General features: G+C 57.9%; 18 protein-coding genes. 10 read left to right on the top strand and 8 right to left on the bottom strand.

Translation table 11 applies throughout. The features are described 5' to 3' along the window. Positions 1-7: 7 nt before the first annotated feature. Both AC2FJ5_RS15450 and amaB read left to right on the top strand, forming a co-directional pair. Positions 8-1,114 (top strand): saccharopine dehydrogenase family protein, encoded by a 1,107-nt coding sequence (locus AC2FJ5_RS15450; protein ID WP_496692672.1) that lies wholly within the window; start codon positions 8-10, stop codon positions 1,112-1,114. A gap of 18 nt (positions 1,115-1,132) precedes the next feature. Continuing rightward, complete coding sequence (amaB, locus tag AC2FJ5_RS15445) at positions 1,133-2,629, top strand: L-piperidine-6-carboxylate dehydrogenase (RefSeq protein ID WP_496703792.1); 1,497 nt, start codon at positions 1,133-1,135, stop codon at positions 2,627-2,629. A gap of 38 nt (positions 2,630-2,667) precedes the next feature. Here the strand turns inward: amaB and AC2FJ5_RS15440 are convergent, their stop codons facing one another. Continuing rightward, on the bottom strand, positions 2,668-4,245 hold the full coding sequence (locus tag AC2FJ5_RS15440) for a DUF5928 domain-containing protein (protein WP_281973851.1): 1,578 nt from the start codon (positions 4,243-4,245) through the stop codon (positions 2,668-2,670). A gap of 142 nt (positions 4,246-4,387) precedes the next feature. Here AC2FJ5_RS15440 and AC2FJ5_RS15435 point away from each other — a divergent pair, with 142 nt between their 5' ends. Continuing rightward, on the top strand, positions 4,388-5,206 hold the full coding sequence (locus AC2FJ5_RS15435) for a sulfotransferase family protein (protein WP_282027281.1): 819 nt from the start codon (positions 4,388-4,390) through the stop codon (positions 5,204-5,206). 184 nt (positions 5,207-5,390) lie between these two features. On the opposite strand, the gene ilvD is transcribed toward AC2FJ5_RS15435, so the two are convergent. Then, positions 5,391-7,223: a dihydroxy-acid dehydratase gene (ilvD, locus tag AC2FJ5_RS15430; protein WP_496703026.1), complete on the bottom strand. Its 1,833-nt coding sequence runs from the start codon at positions 7,221-7,223 to the stop codon at positions 5,391-5,393. Positions 7,224-7,329: 106 nt separating this feature from the next. On the opposite strand from ilvD, the gene AC2FJ5_RS15425 reads away from it, so the two are divergent. The 4 genes from AC2FJ5_RS15425 (at position 7,330) to AC2FJ5_RS15410 (ending at position 10,278) form a co-directional block, all read left to right on the top strand. Continuing rightward, positions 7,330-7,887, top strand: coding sequence for a helix-turn-helix domain-containing protein (locus AC2FJ5_RS15425; RefSeq protein WP_142638464.1), 558 nt, complete (start codon positions 7,330-7,332; stop codon positions 7,885-7,887). A gap of 2 nt (positions 7,888-7,889) precedes the next feature. After that, a complete protein-coding gene (locus tag AC2FJ5_RS15420) occupies positions 7,890-8,159 on the top strand; it encodes a CBU_0592 family membrane protein (RefSeq protein ID WP_142638410.1) in 270 nt (89 codons plus the stop codon). Positions 8,160-8,239: 80 nt separating this feature from the next. Beyond that, positions 8,240-9,094, top strand: a complete 855-nt coding sequence (gene sseA, locus AC2FJ5_RS15415; RefSeq protein WP_496694075.1) for a 3-mercaptopyruvate sulfurtransferase — start codon at positions 8,240-8,242, stop codon at positions 9,092-9,094. Beyond that, on the top strand, positions 9,094-10,278 hold the full coding sequence (locus AC2FJ5_RS15410) for an amino acid aminotransferase (RefSeq protein WP_496709712.1): 1,185 nt from the start codon (positions 9,094-9,096) through the stop codon (positions 10,276-10,278). The genes sseA and AC2FJ5_RS15410 overlap by 1 nt, the downstream gene beginning before the upstream one ends. 64 nt (positions 10,279-10,342) lie before the next feature. Here AC2FJ5_RS15410 and AC2FJ5_RS15405 read toward each other — a convergent pair whose 3' ends face one another. Together AC2FJ5_RS15405 and AC2FJ5_RS15400 are read right to left on the bottom strand one after the other, a co-directional pair. Then, positions 10,343-11,665, bottom strand: coding sequence for an ammonium transporter (locus AC2FJ5_RS15405; RefSeq protein WP_281973849.1), 1,323 nt, complete (start codon positions 11,663-11,665; stop codon positions 10,343-10,345). A gap of 33 nt (positions 11,666-11,698) precedes the next feature. Beyond that, the gene (locus AC2FJ5_RS15400) at positions 11,699-12,037 is read right to left on the bottom strand and encodes a P-II family nitrogen regulator (RefSeq protein WP_142638403.1); all 339 of its coding nucleotides are present in this window, start codon (positions 12,035-12,037) and stop codon (positions 11,699-11,701) included. A gap of 258 nt (positions 12,038-12,295) precedes the next feature. Between AC2FJ5_RS15400 and AC2FJ5_RS15395 the strand changes: the two genes are divergently transcribed. Then, complete coding sequence (locus AC2FJ5_RS15395) at positions 12,296-14,479, top strand: transglycosylase domain-containing protein (protein WP_496793880.1); 2,184 nt, start codon at positions 12,296-12,298, stop codon at positions 14,477-14,479. A gap of 325 nt (positions 14,480-14,804) precedes the next feature. Continuing rightward, positions 14,805-15,785: a hypothetical protein gene (locus tag AC2FJ5_RS15390; protein WP_496709714.1), complete on the top strand. Its 981-nt coding sequence runs from the start codon at positions 14,805-14,807 to the stop codon at positions 15,783-15,785. A 163-nt stretch (positions 15,786-15,948) separates the two neighbouring features. Here AC2FJ5_RS15390 and leuB read toward each other — a convergent pair whose 3' ends face one another. Further along, entirely contained in the window at positions 15,949-17,052 is a 1,104-nt protein-coding gene (gene leuB / locus AC2FJ5_RS15385; RefSeq protein ID WP_142638396.1) for a 3-isopropylmalate dehydrogenase, read from the bottom strand. A 141-nt stretch (positions 17,053-17,193) separates the two neighbouring features. Further along, positions 17,194-18,087, bottom strand: coding sequence for a LysR family transcriptional regulator (locus tag AC2FJ5_RS15380; protein ID WP_142638394.1), 894 nt, complete (start codon positions 18,085-18,087; stop codon positions 17,194-17,196). A gap of 86 nt (positions 18,088-18,173) precedes the next feature. Between AC2FJ5_RS15380 and AC2FJ5_RS15375 the strand changes: the two genes are divergently transcribed. Next, the gene (locus AC2FJ5_RS15375) at positions 18,174-19,073 is read left to right on the top strand and encodes a sugar nucleotide-binding protein (RefSeq protein ID WP_496793879.1); all 900 of its coding nucleotides are present in this window, start codon (positions 18,174-18,176) and stop codon (positions 19,071-19,073) included. Between the two features lie 6 nt (positions 19,074-19,079). Here AC2FJ5_RS15375 and AC2FJ5_RS15370 read toward each other — a convergent pair whose 3' ends face one another. After that, a complete protein-coding gene (locus AC2FJ5_RS15370) occupies positions 19,080-20,105 on the bottom strand; it encodes an endonuclease/exonuclease/phosphatase family protein (RefSeq protein ID WP_496793877.1) in 1,026 nt (341 codons plus the stop codon). After that, positions 20,102-20,932, bottom strand: a complete 831-nt coding sequence (locus AC2FJ5_RS15365; RefSeq protein ID WP_496793876.1) for a hypothetical protein — start codon at positions 20,930-20,932, stop codon at positions 20,102-20,104. Before AC2FJ5_RS15365 ends, AC2FJ5_RS15370 begins: the two co-directional genes overlap by 4 nt. Between the last annotated feature and the right edge of the window lie 149 nt (positions 20,933-21,081).

Raw genomic sequence — 21,081 nt, 5'->3', positions numbered from 1 at the left:
GCGCGTTTTGAGCTGGAATATCTGTGTCATCGGAGCAGGCAAGATCGGTCAGATGATCGCGACTTTGCTGCAATCTTCATCCAACTATTCTGTCACGGTTGCCGACCGCGATCTGGCGGCGTTGTCCGTGCTGAATCGGCAGGGAGTTTCGACCCGCCAGATTGATGTCAGCGATGAAACGCAGCTGGCTGAGGGTCTGAACGGTTTCGATGCGGTTATCTCGGCGGCTCCGTTTTTCCTGACCCCACGGATTGCCAAAGCCGCCAAATCGGCCGGCGCGCATTATTTTGACCTGACCGAAGATGTTGCCGCCACCAACGCAGTGCGCGAGTTGGCCGCCGACAGCGAGACGGCGTTTATGCCGCAATGCGGGTTGGCACCGGGTTTTGTCGGCATCGCCGGCGCGGCCTTGGCTGCCGAGTTCGATACGCTGGACAGCCTGCATATGCGGGTCGGGGCGTTGCCGCTCTATCCGACCAACGCGCTGAAATACAATCTGACATGGTCCACCGACGGGCTGATCAACGAATATTGCAACCCGTGCGATGCCATCGTGAATGGCGAACGAGTCAAGACCGCACCGCTGGAGGATTACGAGCGTTTGGGTCATGACGGGGTGGAATATGAATGCTTCAATACCTCGGGCGGGTTGGGCACGTTGCCAGAAACCCTGGACGGAAAGGCGCGGGACGTGTCGTACCGATCGATCCGCTACCCGGGACACCGTGATATTCTGCGTTTGCTGCTGAATGATCTTGGATTGGAACGTCGTCGCGACCTGATGAAGGAAATCTTCGAGACCGCGCTACCGCGAACCGATCAGGATGTGGTTCTGGTTTTTTGCACTGCAAAAGGCAAGATCGATGGGGCTCTGCGCGAGAAATCCCTGATCAACAAATCTTATGCCCGTACCCTCAATGGTCAGGTCTGGAGCGCCATTCAGGTCACCACTGCTGCCGGTGTTCTGGGTGTGGTTGATCTGATGCGAACGGGTGCTTTGCCCGGCAAAGGGTTCGTGCGGCAAGAGCAGGTGAACCTGTCTGATTTCCTGAACACCGAATTCGGTCAGCTTTATCGCACCGGGGACATAACCAAACAGAACAAGGCGGCCTGAGATATGAAAGACATCGCTATGACAGCCCAAACAACCCTTGCAAATCTGGACCTGACAGCCGCTGAGCTGATGGGCGGCACGCTGGCTGTACGCTCGCCCATTGATGGCGGCATTCTGGCCGAGGTACATGAAACGCCTGCGTCAGGGATGGGCACGGTGTTTGCCAATGCCAAGACGGCATTCAAGGCGTGGCGCACGGTTCCAGCCCCACGCCGGGGCGAACTGATCCGCCTGCTGGGCGAGGAATTGCGCGCCGCCAAAGACGATCTGGGTGCGCTGGTCAGCTGGGAAGCTGGTAAGATCACCTCGGAAGGTCTGGGTGAAGTGCAGGAGATGATCGACATCTGCGATTTCGCCGTCGGCCTGTCGCGCCAGCTTTATGGTTTGACCATCGCATCTGAGCGCCCGGGCCACCGGATGATGGAAACGTGGCACCCGGCAGGGCCGGTGGGCGTGATCTCGGCCTTCAACTTCCCGGTGGCGGTCTGGTCGTGGAATGCCGCGCTGGCGCTGGTCTGCGGTGATCCGGTGATCTGGAAGCCGTCTGAAAAGACGCCTTTGACCGCGATGGCCTGCCAGAAGATCTTTGAACGTGCACTGGCCCGATTTGGCGATGCGCCCGACCACCTGCTGCAGACCCTGATCGGAGGTGCCGCGCTGGGCGAGGCGCTGGTGGCCAGCGAGGACGTGCCGGTCATTTCGGCGACCGGGTCCACACGGATGGGCCGTGCCGTAGCCCCCATCGTGGCGCAGCGGTTCGGGAAATGCATTCTCGAGCTTGGCGGCAATAACGCGATGATCGTGGGCCCTTCGGCCGATCTGGAAATGGCCGTGCGTGCGATTGTCTTTTCTGCTGTCGGCACAGCCGGTCAACGCTGCACCACGCTGCGCCGTCTGATCGTTCACAACTCGATCCGCGAGGAGCTGGTGAGCCGGTTGAAAAAAGCCTATGCCGGTCTGCCCATCGGCAATCCGCTGATCGAAGGCACTTTGATCGGTCCGCTGGTGGACGAAGCCTCGGGCGCGGCCATGACCGCTGCGCTGGACGCTGCAAAGGCCGAAGGCGGCGCAGTCTTTGGTGGCGACCGCGTGACCGAAAACGTCCCCGCCGGTGTCTATATGCAGCCCGCGATTGTCGAGATGCCTGGCCAGACAGCAACCGTAAAGACCGAAACCTTTGCGCCGATCCTCTATGTCATGGGGTACGACGCGTTCGACGAAGCCATCGAATTGCAAAATGACGTACCGCAAGGTCTGTCGTCTTGCGTATTCACTCTGAACATGCGCGAGGCCGAGCAATTCCTGACCGCAGCGGGATCGGATTGTGGCATTGCCAATGTCAATATCGGGCCATCGGGGGCCGAGATCGGTGGCGCATTTGGTGGCGAGAAGGAAACCGGTGGCGGGCGTGAAAGCGGCTCGGATGCGTGGAAGGCCTATATGCGCCGTCAGACCAACACCGTGAACTACTCAGCCGAGCTGCCGCTGGCGCAAGGCGTCAAGTTCGACATCTGATCGTGCTGTCGGCGGTACCTGATGCTGCCGCCGGCTCATCAATCTGCAAACAAATAATCCAATCGCATGATGGCCTGCGCCTGTTCCTGTGAAACATTCAGAAACCGGACAATGGCGTCTTCGTTTTCTGTCCGGTCGCTGGTTTCCCGCAGGCGTGCATGTCGATCCTGCGCGGTGCCCCGGATCAACTCGGATTCGTATTCCATCGCGTTGTGCAAAGTTGGGACAAGCCGTGCCACGGTTTCGGTCGGGCTGTCCTGACCGGCCAACCCCACACGGCGGGCGTGGCCGATCAGGTAATCGTCGGAATATTCACACTCGACTTCAAGCACATGGGTTTTGACCTGATCTGCACAGAAGTCCTGAATGATTTCGATATCTGAGGGATCGATGCATAGAACCAGCCGGTCGGTTTCGAAACTGTCAAACAGCATCCGCACAAGAGCACGCCGGTGGCGGGACCGTTTGAGCAAGGTCGTTTCGATGCCACCCAGATCGGGCAGAGCCGTATCCTGTTCGTTGAACAGATACTCGACACAAGGGATATCGGTTTCGGATTTAATCTGATCGACCAGACGCTTGGCCACATGCCATTTCTTGCATACGATCAGGAAAACATCGCGGTCCGGTCCCAGCGTATTTCCGGCCTCCCAGAACCTTTGCTTGTGGCGGCGTCCGACGCGCCCTCTTGCGGTTAAGAAACTATGGAGATTGCGGCCTTCATCCGAGATGTGAAAATCCACCCCATCCGCAGAATAGAGCTGGCCCAACCGGTCCTTCAGCTCATGTGCCTCGGGGCTGATTTTGCGGGCGAACAGAAAATCCTGCCCTAACAGCATGTCGTAATGGTCGTTATAGAATGTCACGGGCATTCCGTAGTCCGAGAACATCAGGAATGTGAGCGTTCGATTGTCGATCTCTTCACGGGGAACAAGGTGGCGGACAAGCGTTTGAAAGAAAGTCTCATCCGGTATCCAGGTGGTCGAGAAAAAGCGGATTACGTCCGGGCGCTGGGCCAGGAATTCAAAGATCATTTCAACAGTATGACGGCGCAGACACCACCACTGACTGCCGATCATGACCTGGATGTCAGCCGGAACCTCGCGGGTCAGACCAAGTTTTTTCTGTACGTCATAGGATGTATAGAATCGTCTGCTCTGGGTGCGTTCATTGAAGAAATGGCGATAGATCAGCCGGTCTTCTTTCATGCCGGTCTTGATCCAGTTACTGGCAAAAAAGTCGTGGCTTTCGACAAAATCCCTGTCGTTGTCGTTCAGGAACTGATGCGCGTATTCCGCTGTTTTGATCGCCATACAATCCCCTGACAGCATGTAGAAATGCGTCGCGCGGGGAAAGGCCTCGAGGGCGGCTTGCACTGCGTTCAATGTGGCCTGTACCAAAGACCACTCGCCCCAACCGCATTTGATGCGTTTGGTTGCAAAAGTGACATTCGAATTGGCCTGAAGAGCGCCCTGAATGCGTGCATAGGCCTCGCGACTTGCGCGGGCGTCAAAATGTATGGCCATGCAATCGCCAGCGGCGGTTAGCTGCTCGGCCTGCGCAATGATTGCGTCAGGGTCCTTGTGGCACAACAAAATGTAGGCAATTTTTGCCATTTCAGTTCTTTGTTATCCGTTTCTGCCCGGTTCCCTCTGTGATACTGATGATGAGCGATTGAATAAACAGATTATTTTTGGTTCTGTAGATACAAAAGCAGGCGCGAATAGTGAGTTACGACCTGTTGAGGAGGCGCAGAAAATGGGTTTTCCCGGTACATGGATGACCGAGAGCGAGAGCATGGTTTACCGTGTTGTCCCGAAATGTGCATGCTCAACCATCGGGCAAATCATGTATTTTTCGGATCATGGCCGGTTTTTTGACGGCGATATCCACGATGCCAAGGACGGGATGCATAAATGGGCGTTCGGTCCCAGCCAGGAGCCGATTTCGACAAATGTCCGAAATCATAACTCCTTTTCTTTCACCTGCGTGCGGAACCCGTACACGCGAATTCTCAGTTCGTTTTTTGATAAGATCTGTGGAATTCAGCGCAACGGCAAACGGTATCGCGGCAATCTGGTGCCGACGCTGATCTACAATTACGGCATCGAGGTTGGCGGAGAGGACGGTCAGGGTGATTTTGACCAGGTCGCCAGTTTCCGCAGATTCCTGTTATTTGCTCGTGACACGATCAGGTGGCGCCGGCCCATGGATCCGGATATCCACTGGTCCGCCATGTCTGGCCATGTGTCGACCTTTATTGCAAATGGCGGACGATATGATCGCATCTTCTGGACCGAGAAGTTCAACGATGGGATGCAAGGTGTTCTGAGCAACTTGGAAACGCCACACAAGGTGGCCCTGTCCGAAATCCCGCGGTTCAACGAATCCGAAGGCCACGGACCCAAACGAAAGCATCCTGTCGAGGACTATTTCGACGACCTGTCGATGCATCTTGTCTACGAGATCTACAAACAGGATTTCGATCTATTCAAATACGATTTTGAAGATCCGGCCAACAAGATGCCGATCGCCGAGATTGATCTGGATGAAGTCCACGCCAAGCTTGGGGATTGAGCTGGAAATCACCTTCTCCGCCCATCGGCAATGTATCTTGCGAAACATCTCCTCTGGTTGGGCCTGGCGCCGCGCTATGCGCCGCCCCAGGCCCAAGACCGAAGCCGATAGCGCCAGAAGGCGCGGGAGCGCTTTGGGAATTGATTGGGCCGGATCACTTGATTTGGTGTCCGGCCCTTATGTCTTAGACCTCCCGCACGGCCCCTTTTGCCGCGCTTGTTGTCAGTTTGGCATAGGCTTTGAGCGCGGTTGAGACTTTGCGCTTGCGGGGCGCTGCCGGTATCCAGCCTTTTGCATCCTGCTCCTGGCGTCGTTCGGCAAGCACTTCATCTGAGACTGCCAGATGGATCGAGCGGTTCGGGATGTCGATTTCGATCCGGTCACCCTGACGCACCAACCCGATCACACCGCCTTCGGCTGCTTCGGGTGAGACGTGGCCGATCGACAGGCCGGAGGTTCCACCCGAGAACCGTCCATCCGTCAGCAAAGCACAGGCTTTTCCCAGACCTTTGGATTTCAGGTAAGACGTCGGGTACAGCATTTCCTGCATCCCCGGACCGCCGCGCGGGCCTTCATAGCGGATGACCACCACGTCGCCCTCTTTGACCTTGCTGGTCAGAATGTCGTTCACCGCCTGATCCTGGCTTTCGCAGACATAGGCCGACCCGGTGAAGGTCAGGCTGGCCGGATCGACACCGGCTGTTTTCACGATACAGCCGTCGCGGGCAATATTGCCGAACAGAACCGCCAGACCGCCATCCTGGCTGAACGCATGTTCTTTCGACCGGATCACGCCGCCTTCGCGGTCGGTGTCCAGCTCTTTGTACCGGTTTGACTGGCTGAAGGCCTGCGTGGTGCGCACACCGCCCGGCGCGGCCTTGAACAAGTCTTGCGCCTTGGGGTTGTTGGCCACCTTGATGTCCCAATTGGCAATCGCCTCACCCATCGTGCCGGAATGGACCGTGCTGCAATCCTCGTGCAGCAGCCCGGCGCGGCTGAGTTCCCCGAGAATTGAGAAGATGCCACCGGCGCGGTGGACGTCTTCCATATGCACATTTTCGGTATTGGGTGCGACTTTGCATAGGCAGGGCACCTGACGGCTGAGACGGTCCATGTCGGTCATGGTGAAATCCACCTCGCCCTCATGCGCGATGGCCAGCAGATGCAGCACCGTGTTGGTCGATCCGCCCATGGCGATATCCAGGCTCATTGCGTTTTCGAACGCATCGAACGTGGCGATTTCGCGCGGGAGGAAGCCTTTCTCGTCCAGATCATAGTGCCGTTTGGTGATCTCGACGATCCGGCGACCGGCTTCAAGGAACAGCTCTTTGCGGTCCGCATGTGTGGCCAGAGTCGAGCCGTTGCCCGGCAGCGCCAGACCCAGCGCCTCGGCCAGACAGTTCATCGAGTTGGCGGTGAACATGCCCGAGCACGACCCGCAAGTCGGGCAGGCGTTTTCCTCGATATGCTGAACCTGCTCATCGGTGAACTTGTCGTCAGCGGCGGCCACCATAGCGTCCACGAGGTCGATCTTTTTGGCGTCCAGATCGGCGATGTCGATCTTGCCCGCCTCCATTGGCCCACCCGAGACGAAAATGGCGGGGATGTTCAGGCGCATCGCGGCCATCAGCATGCCGGGCGTGATCTTGTCACAGTTCGAGATGCAGACCATCGCATCAGCACAGTGCGCGTTGACCATATATTCAACAGAATCCGCGATTACCTCACGCGAGGGCAGCGAATACAACATCCCGTCATGGCCCATGGCGATACCGTCATCCACGGCGATGGTGTTGAATTCCTTGGCAACACCACCCGCCGCCTCGACCTCGCGGGCGACCATCTGACCCAGATCCTTCAGGTGCACGTGGCCCGGTACGAACTGGGTGAACGAGTTGACGATGGCGATGATCGGCTTGCCGAAATCGTCGTCGCCCATGCCAGTCGCGCGCCACAGGCCGCGGGCACCGGCCATGTTGCGGCCATGGGTTGAGGTTCTGGATCGGTACAATGGCATATGCTGTTTCCCTTTTGCCTCGGGTTGCATGTCTTGGGATTTGTGCGTTATAGCGCACGTACCACATGTGCGCTATAACGCACAAGAGGATTCGAAAGACAGCATCATGGCACCGGACGAGATCACGCTGAAATTACGGGACATGCGGGCGGCATCCGGGCTGAGCCTGTCCAAAGTCGCCGAGATGACAGGCGTCAGCAAAGCCATGCTGGGGCAGATCGAGCGTGGCGAATCCAGCCCAACCATCGCCACTTTGTGGAAGATCGCCAAGGGGTTCCAACTGCCGCTGAGCGCGCTGATTGAAACCGCGAATGGGGACCCCTCTGTTTTTCAGACCGTGACTTTTCCGGGCAGCATCGAGGTCAAGATCGTCTTTCCGTTTGATTCCGCGCTAGGGGCCGAAACCTTTCACGTCAGTCTGACCCCAAACCAATGCCACGAGTCGCCCGCGCATGCGGCGGGCGTGACCGAAGAGGTCTTTGTCCTTTCCGGTACGCTTGAAATTCTGCGTGGTGAGGCCTGGGTGCCGCTAAATGCTGGACAGGGGCTGCGTTTTGCCGCCGATCTACCGCATGGCTATCGTGCGGGCGCGCAGGGGGCTGCGTTTTTGAACATGCACCATTATGGGCAACACAGCGAGTTTCCTGAAAACGGCAAGGGCTGATCATGACTGCGTTTCTTGACACTTTGACCATCGCGGATGGAATCGGCTCAATCGGGGCGATGATCGTGGTCGCTGCGTATTTCGCCACGCAGATGCGGATGATGAATTCCGACGACCTGGCCTTTCCAGTGGTAAACCTATTGGGGTCGATTCTGATCGTCTATTCGCTGTTTGAGAACTTCAATTTGGCCTCGATGCTGATCGAATCCTTCTGGATTTTGATCAGTCTGATCGGGATCGCTCAGTTTTTCCGCCTCAGGCGGGCCCGTTAGCGGTACAGGCCGCCATCCAGCCTTGAACAGACATGCGCGCGCGTATAGGGACAAACCAAGCGCGCATAGGGGAGGCATTGATGCAGGACGATCCCAAAACCCTCGTTTCAACCGAATGGCTTGCGGCCCATCTCAAGGATCCGGACCTGCGGGTTCTGGACGGATCATGGTATCTGCCGCAACACGGACGCGACGCCAAAGCGGAATATGACGCGACCCATATCCCCGGCGCGAGATTCTTTGACATTGATGATATTGCCGATCATCGGTCGGACCTGCCGCATATGGTGCCTCCGGTCGAGAAATTCATGTCGCGCCTGAGGGCGATGGGCGTGGGGGATGGCCATCAGGTGGTGGTCTATGACGGCTCGGGGCTGTCCTCGGCTGCGCGGGTCTGGTGGATGTTCCGCCTGATGGGGCAGGACAACATTGCCGTGCTGGACGGTGGCTTGCCGAAATGGCTGGCCGAGGGGCGAGAGGTTGAAGACCTGCCGCCTGTTATCCGCGACCGCCACATGACCGTGCGGGTTCAGAACCATCTTGTGCGTGATGTCACGCAGGTATCTGCCGCCGCCAAGCTGGGGGATCACGAGATCATTGACGCACGCGCAGCCGGCCGCTTCGCAGGTACCGATCCCGAGCCGCGCGAAGGGCTGCGGTCTGGTCGTATCCCCGGATCACGAAACGTCCCCTTCGGCACCTTGCTGAACAAGAATCACACGATGAAATCGCCCGAGGAATGCCGCGCCATTTTCGAGGCCGCTGGCGTCGACCTGTCGAAACCGGCGATTACCTCATGCGGGTCGGGTGTGACTGCCGCGATTCTCAGCCTTGCGCTCGAGCGCATGGGCAAGAAAGACCACTCGCTTTATGACGGCTCCTGGGCTGAATGGGGTGCCTTCCCGACCCTGCCCGTCGCAACCGGAGAGACCTGATGTTTGAACATCTCAAACCGCAACCTGCCGACAAGATTCTAGCGCTGATGCAGATGTACCGCGAAGACCCGCGCGATCAGAAGATCGACCTGGGTGTTGGCGTCTACAAGAATGCCGAAGGCATCACGCCAGTGATGCGCGCGGTCAAGGCCGCCGAAAAGCGCATTCTGGAAGAGCAGGAAAGCAAGGCCTATACCGGTCTGGCTGGTGATCCGGCCTATGCGGATGCGATGATTGACCTGATCCTGCGCACATCGGTGCCGCGTGGCAACATTGCCGCAGTGGCTACGCCTGGCGGCACTGGCGCATGCCGTCAAGCGTTTGAGATGATCCGCATGGCCAACCCTTCGGCCCGCGTGTTCGTCTCGAACCCGACCTGGCCGAACCATCTGTCGATCCTGAATTATCTGGGGATGGAAGCGGTTCCATACCGCTATTTCGATGGCGAGACTCGTGGCGTCGATTTCGACGGCATGATTGCCGATCTGAAAACCGCCAAGTCGGGCGACGTGGTGTTGTTGCACGGCTGTTGCCACAACCCGACCGGGGCCAACCTGAACCTGGTGCAGTGGCAGGAAGTGGTGAACATCATCAACGAGCTTGGCCTCGTGGCGATGATCGACATTGCCTATCAGGGTTTTGGCGACGGTCTGGAAGAGGATGCGCAGGCGACCCGCCTTGTTGCTTCTTCGGTCAAGGAATGCCTGATCGCGGCGTCGTGTTCCAAGAATTTCGGCGTCTACCGTGAACGCACGGGCCTATTGATGGCAATCAGTGCAGATGCGGGCCAGACCGCGTTGAACCAGAGCACGCTGGCCTTTCTGAACCGCCAGAACTATTCATTCCCGCCCGACCACGGCGCGCGCGTGGTCACCACGATCCTGACCGACCCCGTCCTGCGGGCCGACTGGGAGGCCGAGCTGGAGGAGATCCGCTTGTCCATGCTGGGGCTGCGCCAGCAACTGGCCGATGAGCTGCAACGCCACAGCGGCTCCGACCGGTTCGGCTTTGTCGCCCAGCATCGCGGCATGTTCTCGCGCTTGGGCGCGGCACCGGAACTGGTGGAACAACTGCGCGCTGATCACGGCATCTACATGGTCGGCGACAGCCGTCTGAACATTGCCGGGCTGAATGCCAACACGGTTCCGATTCTGGCCAAAGCGATTATCGACGTCGGAGTTTAAATCTGCGGAAAAAAAAGAAACCCGGGCGACACCGCCCGGGTTTTTTGTTGGATTGGGTTGGATATCAGCCCTTGGAGAACTCTGGGTACGCTTCCATGCCCAGTTCCGCCATGTCCAGGCCGTTGATCTCATCCTCTTCGCTGACTCGAATGCCGACGGTGGCCTTCAGGATCGACCACAGGATCAATGCGCCGACAAAGGTGAACAGACCGTAGGCGAGGATACCCAGCAGCTGCGTACCCAGGCTGGCTTCGCCGTAAAAGATCACGGCGATGGTGCCCCAGATCCCGGCGAACAGGTGAACCGGGATGGCACCGACAACGTCGTCGATCTTGAACTTGTCCAGCATTGGAACCGCAAAGACCACGATGATACCGCCTACGGCACCGATCCACAGTGCGCCGAACAGCGTCGGGGCCAGCGGTTCCGCAGTGATCGACACCAGGCCGGCCAGCGCGCCGTTCAGCACCATGGTCAGGTCAGGTTTTTTGTACAACAGCTGTGTCAGGATCAGGGCTGCCACTGCGCCTGCCGCTGCGGCCATGTTGGTGTTAGCAAAGATGCGCGACACGTCGGATACGTCACCCACGGTTCCCATCGCCAGCTGCGAGCCGCCGTTGAAGCCGAACCATCCCAGCCACAGGATGAATGTCCCCAAAGTGGCCAGCGCCAGGTTCGAACCGGGCATCGGATGAACCTTGCCGTCTTTGTACTTGCCAATCCGCGGACCCAGGATCAGGGCACCTGCCAGAGCCGCCCAGCCGCCAACCGAATGCACGATTGTCGAGCCAGCAAAATCCGAGAAACCAGCCTCGGACAACCAGCCACCGCCCCACTGCCACGAGCCAGAGATCGGGTACATGACGCCGGTCAGAACAATCACGAAAACCAGGAAGGGCCACAGCTTGATACGTTCAGCTACAGCACCCGATACGATCGACGCAGTTGCGGCCACAAACACCAGCTGGAAGAAGAAGTCCGAACCAACCGAAGCATAATCCAATGCCGCGGCGTCAGCACCCACGCCCACCGGATCCAGGACTGTGGTTTTGAAGAACGGTCCAACCCACCCCGCGATGGTCCAGCCGTCGCCGGGGTACATCAGGTTGAAGCCGATCAGCCAGTACATGATCGCGGCAAAGGAAAACAGCGCCACGTTCTTGATCATCTGCATGGCCACGTTTTTCGACCGCACCAGCCCGCCTTCGAGCATGGCAAAGCCGGCGGCCATGAAGAACACCAGGAACCCTGCCATCAGAAACAGCAGCGTTGTGAAGATGTATTGTGTGTGCAGCGCGGCTTCGCCGGTGGCGGCCTCCTGCGCTAGGCCAATCTGCGGCAGCGCGACTATCGCGGCGGCAGGGATGAGAGATTTCATCAGGTTCATTGTCAGTCCTCGAATAGTGTTGAGTGGGGGCGCTTAAAGCGCCTCTTCGTTCGTTTCCCCGGTCCGCACGCGCAGGGCCTGCTCAACGTCGAGGACGAAAATCTTGCCGTCGCCGATCTTGCCGGTCTTGGCGGATTTGGTGATGGTTTCTACGATCTGGTCGGCCATCGTGGCGGGCACCACGATCTCAAGCTTGATCTTGGGTACAAAGTTCACCGCGTATTCGGCGCCGCGATAGATTTCCGTGTGCCCCGATTGCGAGCCGAAGCCCTTGATCTCGGTTACCATCATGCCGCGTATGCCCGCGTCGGTCAGTGCCTCGCGCACCTCCTCGAGCTTGAACGGTTTGATTGTTGCAATAATCAGTTTCACGCTGTTCCCCTCTGCTTCCCCGGTCTGTCCGGCGTGTTTGCACCTGCAGAAAAAGAGCGTGCCGAAGCTGTGCAAGGAACGGTTCAGTGGTCAAATTCGGGAGGAATTGGTGAGTGAGTGCACAATTTTTGCACAGATTCTGCATATCGACTAAATTATAGGCGAGTTAGAGAGGGTGTATTCCGGAAATTCAGACCTCTACTTCATCGGTATAGCAGGGTATGGTGCCTCAAAACGATAACCGGGCAGAGTTTGAGCATGACTGAGTCCAGGCGCCGCAAGGCACCGCTTGTGGCGGACAAAAGATACGCGTCGAAGGGGCGAAAACCCACGGCGACCAAACGCACTGCGAAACCCGCAGGCAAAAAGGCTGCGGCGCGCAAAACGACAACCCGCAAAAGCACACGGAGAAAGACACGCCGGAAATCCGGCGGTGGTGGTGGCTTTTTTCGCCGGTTGTTTCGCTGGGTCTGGCGCCTGATCTGGGGGGTAAGCTGGCGCGTGGGCGCTGTGGCCGCTCTGTTGCTGGCGCTGGCTGTCGGGGTTGTCTATACCTCTTTGCCTGATGTCGATGCTTTGCTAGACGGGCGCGCGCGCGGGTCGGTCACGTTGTTGGATCGGGATGGCAAAGTCTTTGCCTGGCGTGGGGATCAGTTCGGCGGGGTAATCACCGCGGACACGGTTTCTCCGTATCTGAAGAATGCAGTGGTCGCCACCGAGGACAAGCGATTCTACCGCCATTTCGGCGTCAGTCCTCGGGGTGTCGCTAGCGCTGTGCGTATCAACCTGCGCGAAGGCCGAGGGCCTTTGTCTGGTCATGGCGGATCGACCATCACCCAGCAGACGGCCAAACTGTTGTGTCTGGGCGTGCCATATGTCCCTAGCGAGTGGGAGTCTGAGGCCGCCTATGAGGCTGATTGCCGTCAGGGATCCCTGTGGCGCAAGGGCAAAGAGGCTGTCTATGCGATCGCGATGGAGGTCAAATACTCCAAGGATGAAATCCTGACCATCTATCTGAACCGTGCCTTCCTCGGGTCCGGTGCGCGGGGTTTTGAGGCGGCAAGCCAGCGCTATTTCGGGATTTCTGCCGCCGAGGTCAGCCCCTCGCAGGCGGCGATGCTGGCAGGTCTGCTGGTGGCGCCGACGCGGTATGCGCCGACAAATAACCTGCAACGCTCGCAGGATAGGGCGCAGTTGGTGATTGGGCTGATGGAGGCGCAGGGCTATCTGACCACTGCTCAGGCCAGCGGTGCCCGCAGCAGCCCGGCGCAACTGTCTGCGGCTGCGGCTGCACGCGCCGGTGGGTATTTTGCCGATTGGGTCATCACGGAACTGCCCAGCTTTTTCGGCTCGGACACCACCGATGATGTGGTGATCCGAACCACGCTGGACCAGCGCCTGCAGAAATCCGCAGAAGAGGCATTGCAATATATCTTCAAGGAAAAGGTCCGCGAAGGGTCCAAGGCGCAGGCCGCGATTGTGGTGATGTCCGCAGATGGGGCCGTGCGCGCCATGGTCGGCGGGCGCAAGACCCGCGTATCGGGCGCCTTCAACCGGGCCACACAGGCGCTGAGGCAAACAGGGTCATCCTTCAAACCCTTCGTCTATGCCACCGCGTTGGAACTGGGCTATTCGCCTCTGGATACTGTGATGGACGAGCCCTATTGCATCAATATCGCCGGTTCGGGGCAATGGTGCCCCAAGAACTACACCAACAAGCATTATGGTCGCGTCACGCTTGCTGATGCCCTCAAGAACTCGTTGAACATCCCGGCCGTGAAAGTGGCCGAGGTTGCCGGTCTGGAAAATGTCCGTACCGTCGCCAGTGAGTTTGGCATTGAAAGCAATCTGGCCGAGGGACCCGCGCTGGCGCTGGGCGCATCGGAAAGCACTCTGATTGAGATGACCGGGGCCTATGCCGGTATCCTGAATGGTGGCTCAGCGGTTGAGCCCTATGGGTTGACCGAGCTGAAGCTGCTGGGAGACGACGCTCCTCTGATGGCGACGAGCACCGGCATCGGTGAGCGGGTGATCAACGATAAGGCAGCCAAGCAACTGACCTGGATGATGGAACGTGTCGTGTCCGAAGGCACGGGCGGGCGCGCGAAACTGCCCGGCTGGCAGGTGGCAGGTAAGACCGGCACCACGCAGGCAGCGCGGGATGCCTGGTTCATCGGGTTCACGGCCGATTATGTGACCGGAGTCTGGATGGGTTATGACGACAACACCCCCCTGTCCGGCGTGACCGGCGGCGGGCTACCTGCGGAGATTTGGAAAGAGACGATGGTGCGCGTGACCGAGGGGATGACGCCCACACCGCTGCCAATGCTGGCCCCCGATCCGCCCGTCCGGCAAGAGCAGCCCAGGCGTCAGCGCCGCAATCAGGGCAATGGGTTCGAAAATGCGATCAACAACCTGCTGAACAACCTCTTTGGCAACTGATGTAGGCAAGGAAAAGTCGGCGCGCAGGGTCAGCCAATGACAGCACATGGTGCAGAATGCCCGATTCGCATCCGTATCAACGTGAATTCCATCTCTGAACTGCTCTGCCGCTGCCAACATTGCAACTTCCGATATGCGGACAAAGCGCCAATTCGTTGCAGCTGCGCTAATGCCTGCTTTCGAACAGGAGCGGCTAGAAATGCGTCGTGGGATCGCTTTATCCAGCGCAACCTTTCGATAATCCCAATACGAAAGAGTGGGGTTATCAATTACTTGGATATGAACTAATCTCGCTGCTCAAGTTAACTTAGAACTCGGAAAAGCTATGCGTCGAGCACTTGTTGGATATTCCACACCGATTGGATATGACTATCAGTCTCCCGCCGTAAAAGATGAACAGGGGAGACCAAAGCAAGCAAATCCGGTGGTCGTGGGAAGTATGGGTTTAATGCTTCTCTACGACGAGATTTGGTTCGCGGAAGAGTGGCTTTGCCCCTCAAGTATGCGCCAACTACCCTACTGCCGGATTCTTAGCGAAGAAAAACCTGAGCTAACGAAGCTAGTGGAAAATATGCCGCGAATTGACTGGGGCACGGGCATCGAATTTCCAAATATAAACGACTTGGATACAGAAGGGTACGGTGGGTTCATTGAAGGATACTACGGCGTAGATAGCGGTGTCGATAATCACAGCTTCTCAGGAAATCCAACACCTGAAAACCTGCTAAGAGACCTTGAATTAATTGATCAATGCGATGAGCTAGAATTTGACCTAGCGATGAATAATCTGACACATCAGTTCCTTTTCCCGGAAGGGCTTGAATACTTGCAAGCAAGAACTCAATTCGAGAAATTTGAACTCGCTGAAAATGCCCTGAATGTAGTAAGCATGTACGATATCACAGGGGCGTCAGGACCTTATCATCCCGTGATCGATCCTATGCGAGAAAGTAAATTCCTTTCAGATTTTAGAAATTGGGCAAACCAGGAAACCAGCAAACTACATAACCAACCCGTCGAGGAGATTCTTGAAGAGTTAGATGAGCGAGTTTCAGAATTTGCATCGGGGGCTCTTTCTGCGGCGGTTGGAGCCGACGGCCTCAAAGAGACCATTGTAGACATGGCACAGGACGTCGCACTTGATCTGGTGCCGGGAGCGGCAACTGTTCACACCGTTCTGGGACTAGCCGGAGCGGCCAACGAACGGACTGACCGGCGTCTTAGCGCATTCATTGCTGATGGAAGATCTTCAATTCATATTGAACAACGTAAGGCTGACCGAAAGAAGCGCCAGGCGCGCCCATAACTACCGTTCGCCGCATTGCAAAACATTGGTCAATTTGGGCTCAATGCAGACTAACGTCGTCCGTGGCAAGAGCCCGAGCAGACTAAGTGCCAGTGATCCACGCCATCGGCTATAGATGGGCGGCGCATCTGGCGCCGCCTCTATTTTCGGTTGTGACCTCTGATCAGAGGCTGTCGTCCAGCGCCGCCAGAATCGCGTCGCCCATTTCCGTGGTGGATACCGGCGTGACCCCTTCGTCGGCCAGCAGGTCGCCGGTGCGGACACCATCGGCCAGGACTTTTTCGATCGCGGCTTCCAGTCGGTCAGCCTCGGCCCCCTGATCGAAGCTGTAGCGCAGTGCCATGGCAAAGCTCAGGATACAGGCGATGGGGTTGGCCTTGCCCTGACCGGCGATATCGGGTGCGGAACCGTGGACCGGCTCGTACATCGCCTTGGGGCGGCCATTGGCCATTGGTGAGCCCAGGGAGGCGGACGGCAGCATGCCCAGTGAACCGGTCAGCATCGCGGCACAGTCGGACAAGATGTCGCCAAACAAGTTGTCGGTGACGATCACATCAAACTGCTTGGGCGCACGCACCAGCTGCATCGCGCCATTGTCGGCATACATGTGGCTCAGCTCGACCTCGGGATAGTCTTGAGCGACCCGGTTTACGACTTCGCGCCATAGAATGCCGGATTCCATGACATTGGCCTTTTCCATCGAGCACAGTTTCTTGTTCCGGCGCATCGCCAGCTCAAAAGCCGAGCGTGCGGCGCGTTCGATCTCGGATTCGGTATAGCGCTGGGTGTTGATGCCGACGCGTTCATTGCCTTCCTCGAAGATGCCGCGCGGCTCACCGAAATAGACGCCCGAGGTCAGCTCGCGCACGATCATGATATCCAGACCGGCAACGATGTCTTTCTTCAGCGACGAGAAATCCGCCAGCGCGTCAAAGCATTGTGCCGGGCGCAGGTTCGAATACAGGTCCATCTCTTTGCGCAGCCGTAGCAAGCCGCGCTCGGGCTTGAGGCTAAAATCCAGATCGTCGTATTTGGGTCCACCAACAGCACCCAGCAGAACTGCGTCCGCCTCCTGCGCCTTGGCCATGGTTTCGTCCGACAGCGGTTTGCCATGGGCGTCATAGGCGGCACCGCCGACCAGATCCTCGCTCACGTCGAATTCTAGGCCGCGCTTGGCACCGAACCAGTCGATGATACGGCGCACTTCGGCCATGACTTCGGGGCCAATTCCGTCTCCGGGCAGGATGAGGAGCGAGGGGTTGGACATGAAGGATCTCCTTGCGTTTGACAGCAAAGGCCCTAGCGCCTGCGCCGCATCGGGTCAATGAGACGAACCGGCCTAAACGCAGGTTCTGGACGGGAAATCGGGTTTCCGTGCCCTTGCTACGTCACGGATAGTGTGAATCGGTCAGAGATCGGCCTTTATCCCTTCGGCCAACATATCCCAGACTCGTCGGATTCGTGTCGTTTGCCGCATCGCCTGCGGTGCGGCAAGCCAAACCGGCAGCGCAGGGATTTCGACATTTATGTCCAAAACCTCTACCTCTGGGTCGGCCTCGGCAACTCTCACGGCGCTAAAACCGATACCGCAGCCCGCGCGGACCAGTTCCCAATAGGCAGTCTGAAAGTCGCAGCGTGTGGCAAAGCTGTCCCGGTTCACCGGCCAGCCCATTTCGCGCATGCCGATAATGATCTGCTCGTTCGCATCAAACCCGACAAGGTCATGGCTCAACAGATCGTCGGGAGAATTGGGGCGGCCGGCACGATCCAGATAGGACCGGCTTGCGCAGAAGCACAGTCTGATTTCACCCAAATGTTTCGTAATGATGTCCATCTGTTCCGGCCGAAACATCCGCACTGCGATATCGGCCTCGCGGTAGAGCAGGTTCTCGGTGGCATCGGTGGCGACCAGTTCCAGTTGTATCGCGGGTTCTGCTGCCCGTATTTGGGCCAGAATCGGCGGCAGCAGGTGATGAGAGGCAAAGACCGACGCGGTGATGCGCACCGACCCTTCCAATTCCTGAGACTGGCCTGCGGCCGTCAGGCTGAACGCGTTCATGGCTACGTGCATCTGTTGCGCCATCGGGAAAAGCTGCGCCCCGACTTCGCTTAGCTTCAAGCCCCGCGCATGCCTGTCAAACAGCGAGACGCCAAGCTCATCCTCAAGTGCGTGGATCTGGCGACCCAGGGTGGGCTGGCTGCGGTTCAACTGCCGGGCAGCGGCAGACAAAGACCCGGTTTCCGCCACGGCCAGAAAGCTTTGGATCAGAGACCAGTCAGAGTGGGTGATAGATTTGTCCATTCAAAAATGAATACACGTTCTGCGTTTGGCGGCAATTCCTGAATTGAACTGAATGGCTCATATTAGATGGACAAGAGGAGGCTTATATGACGGGAACAGTCCTTATTCTGGGTGCGACGGGTCGGTTTGGACGCAATGCCGCAATAGCTTTTCGCGAGGCGGGCTGGATCGTACACTGCTTTGATCGCAAGACGCAGGACCTGAAGCGATCTGTCGAAGGGGTGGATGTTGTCGTCAATGCCTGGAATCCGGCCTATCCGGACTGGGCGCGACAAGTCCCCGAACTGCATCGTGACGTGATCAATGCGGCAGCGGATCACGGTGCAACTGTGATCCTTCCCGGCAATGTCTATGTTTTTGGCGCGCAAACGCCGGGGCCATGGTCGGGTGCAACACCGCATGCGGCGCATAATCCCCTGGGCAGGATCCGGGTTGAGATGGAAGAAGCCTATCGAAAATCCTCGGTAAGAACGATTCTTCTCAGGGCAGGTGATTTCATTGACACCTGCGCCTCGGGGAACTGGTTCGATCAGGTCATGATCAAGCCTTTGGCACGCGGCAAGATGGTTTATCCTGGTCGCCCGGATATCCCACACGCCTGGGCCTATCTGCCCGACCTGACCCGAGCGGCCGTTGCGTTGGCTGATATCCGCCAGGACCTTCCCCGGTTCTGCGAGGTTCCTTATGCCGGGGTTACCCTGACCGGCCGGGATATTGCGCAATCCTTGTCGCGGGTGACCGGTGCCGAAATAGCTGTCAGCCCCATGAAATGGTGGCCGATTCAGGCACTGCGGCCTTTCTGGAAGTTGGCGCCACATCTGGTTGAGATGCGCTATCTATGGGATCTGCCGCATAGTTTGGACGGCGCATTCTTTGACGACCTTATCCCTGGATTTCAGACGACCGACTTGGACACGGCGATGGCTTCTGCGATCCCGAAAACAGCCAAGCAGAAAGCGACTTTGGTCAGAACTGCCCGGGCCTGACCAGCGTTAGCGATGTCCCAGGTCCACCCAAACAAGCCGGTGCCGGCTGGCCTGTTCGGCGATTGCACGCAGGTCTGCGCCCGTGTCGGGCCAAAAGATGCCCGCATCCACAACGCGTAGATCTGCCGAGGGCAGAACGTAATCTACCCGCATTTCTCCGACGGCTTTCCACTCAACCGTGGCCAATGCCCCCGAGGGGGTGGCAGGCCTTGCATCCTGCAACCGCGGGTCTGCCAGCAAGCCCTGGATAGCCTCTTTCCGGCCTTCCCCGCGCGTGGGGTCCAGATTTGCATCCCCAGCAATCACGAAAGGCCCGAGTGGGGCAGGGCCTAGAGCACCGTCCAGCACAGCGTTCCACAAGCGAATTTCGTCACGATTGCGCAACCCGTTCCGGTCCTCGGGTCCGTCGAAAACGGGCGGGGTCGCGTGAAATGTCATCAGGTTCAGGTGGCCGATCGGGGACTCGATTGGTACGATCCAATGTGCCACCGAGGACAGTCGCTGAATGCGCTGGGCGGCTTCAGAGGGAAATGGTGTGCCATCGACCGTCGGCGGATCAGCCCCCGGCAGGTCGCGCCACAGTATTCCCGAGAAATCCTGCACGTCATGGCCGATGGGAAACCGGGACAGAATGGCCAGCCCGCCCTGACCGGTGAACTCGCCATAGCCTTGGGAATCTCTTGGTCCATTGGCCTGCCCGTCCCCGTCCAGATCCAGACTGGTTTCCATTCCTGAATTAGGCTTGGCGGTAAAGCGATAGGGATAGTCCAGCCCCTCGTCGCGCAGCGCCTCACCGAATGCGGTCAGCGTTTCGCCATTGAGATCCCAGTCGATGCCCTGCAAGGCAACGATATCGGGTTGGGTTTCCAACAACACCCGCATCACAGCACGAACCTGCGCATCCTCGCGCCGGATATCGCGCAGCAGAATGCCCGGTCCTTTACGGCTGAGTTCGGTGTTGAAAGTAGCTATGCGTATCGTCTCTGCCTGTGCCGCGAATGGCAGCAAAAGCAGCAGAAAAACGCGATTCATGCGGTTTGTGTTGATTCAGTCGTAGAATAGGCGCGGCGTTTTTGGACAATCAGGTTTGCAATGCGCAGTGTCGCCATTCCTCGCATGATCATGCTAGCAGGCAGAAAGGCCCAAGCGCTCAACGTCCAGATCAGCGTCTGGGGGCTGTTCAGCGAGATCGGGCTCACATAATCGGTCAGGATCTTGATCAGAGCCGGGATTACAAACGGCAGCAGGACGCCGATCGAGATGTTCAACCGTCCATCACGCTGCAGACGGGTCACGACATCGCCACCCTTGGTCGGATCGAACAGCGGCAGATTGGTCCAGACGTTGAAGGCTCCGTTTCCGGTGGGCCAACCACGCATTTTCACCGCGTAGTAGAAACTGGCGATTGTGACCATAGCTGCGACATAGGCCACACTGGCAGCGATACGAACAAGTTCGATCAGCGGCGCGCTTGCGTTGACAGGCAGCATCAACACGATCAGACGCACGGGTGAATAGGGGAAATCGACCACATTGGCGACGCCCAACCCGATCACATAAAAACCTGAGGTCAATTCTGTCGGCGAATAGGCGTTTTTGCAGATCAGCGTCAGGAAAGCGACCATCGAAACCAGTCCAACAAAGCGCAGGCGGTTCACCGGTGGTGCGTCGCGAAATTCAATAAAGCTTGGGAAGGCCGAATTATATTCGGCGAAGGTCAGGAAAAACGCGAGAATGGCGAGAAAGACGACAATCTCGGTCCCATTCGTTGATGATACGGGCAAGTACAACGCGGGTGTCAGCACCAAAAGTGCAACCAATATTCCCCGAATTGCCGCCCCTGTTGTGCGCGCAATCACTATCCGAACCCTTTCAAACTGGATTAGCCGATTCTTTGCCGACTTCATTCCAACTTGTGCCTGCCACGTTACCGTTGCAGCAGATGCCATCTCTCACCAATGTTTTGCCATGGTGGGTGCCTGTACCCGCCGACATTGGCGATAAGCGA

The sequence above is a fragment of the Ruegeria sp. CDSA221 genome, from assembly GCF_059611825.1.
This window is presented reverse-complemented; position numbering and strand designations above follow the sequence as displayed.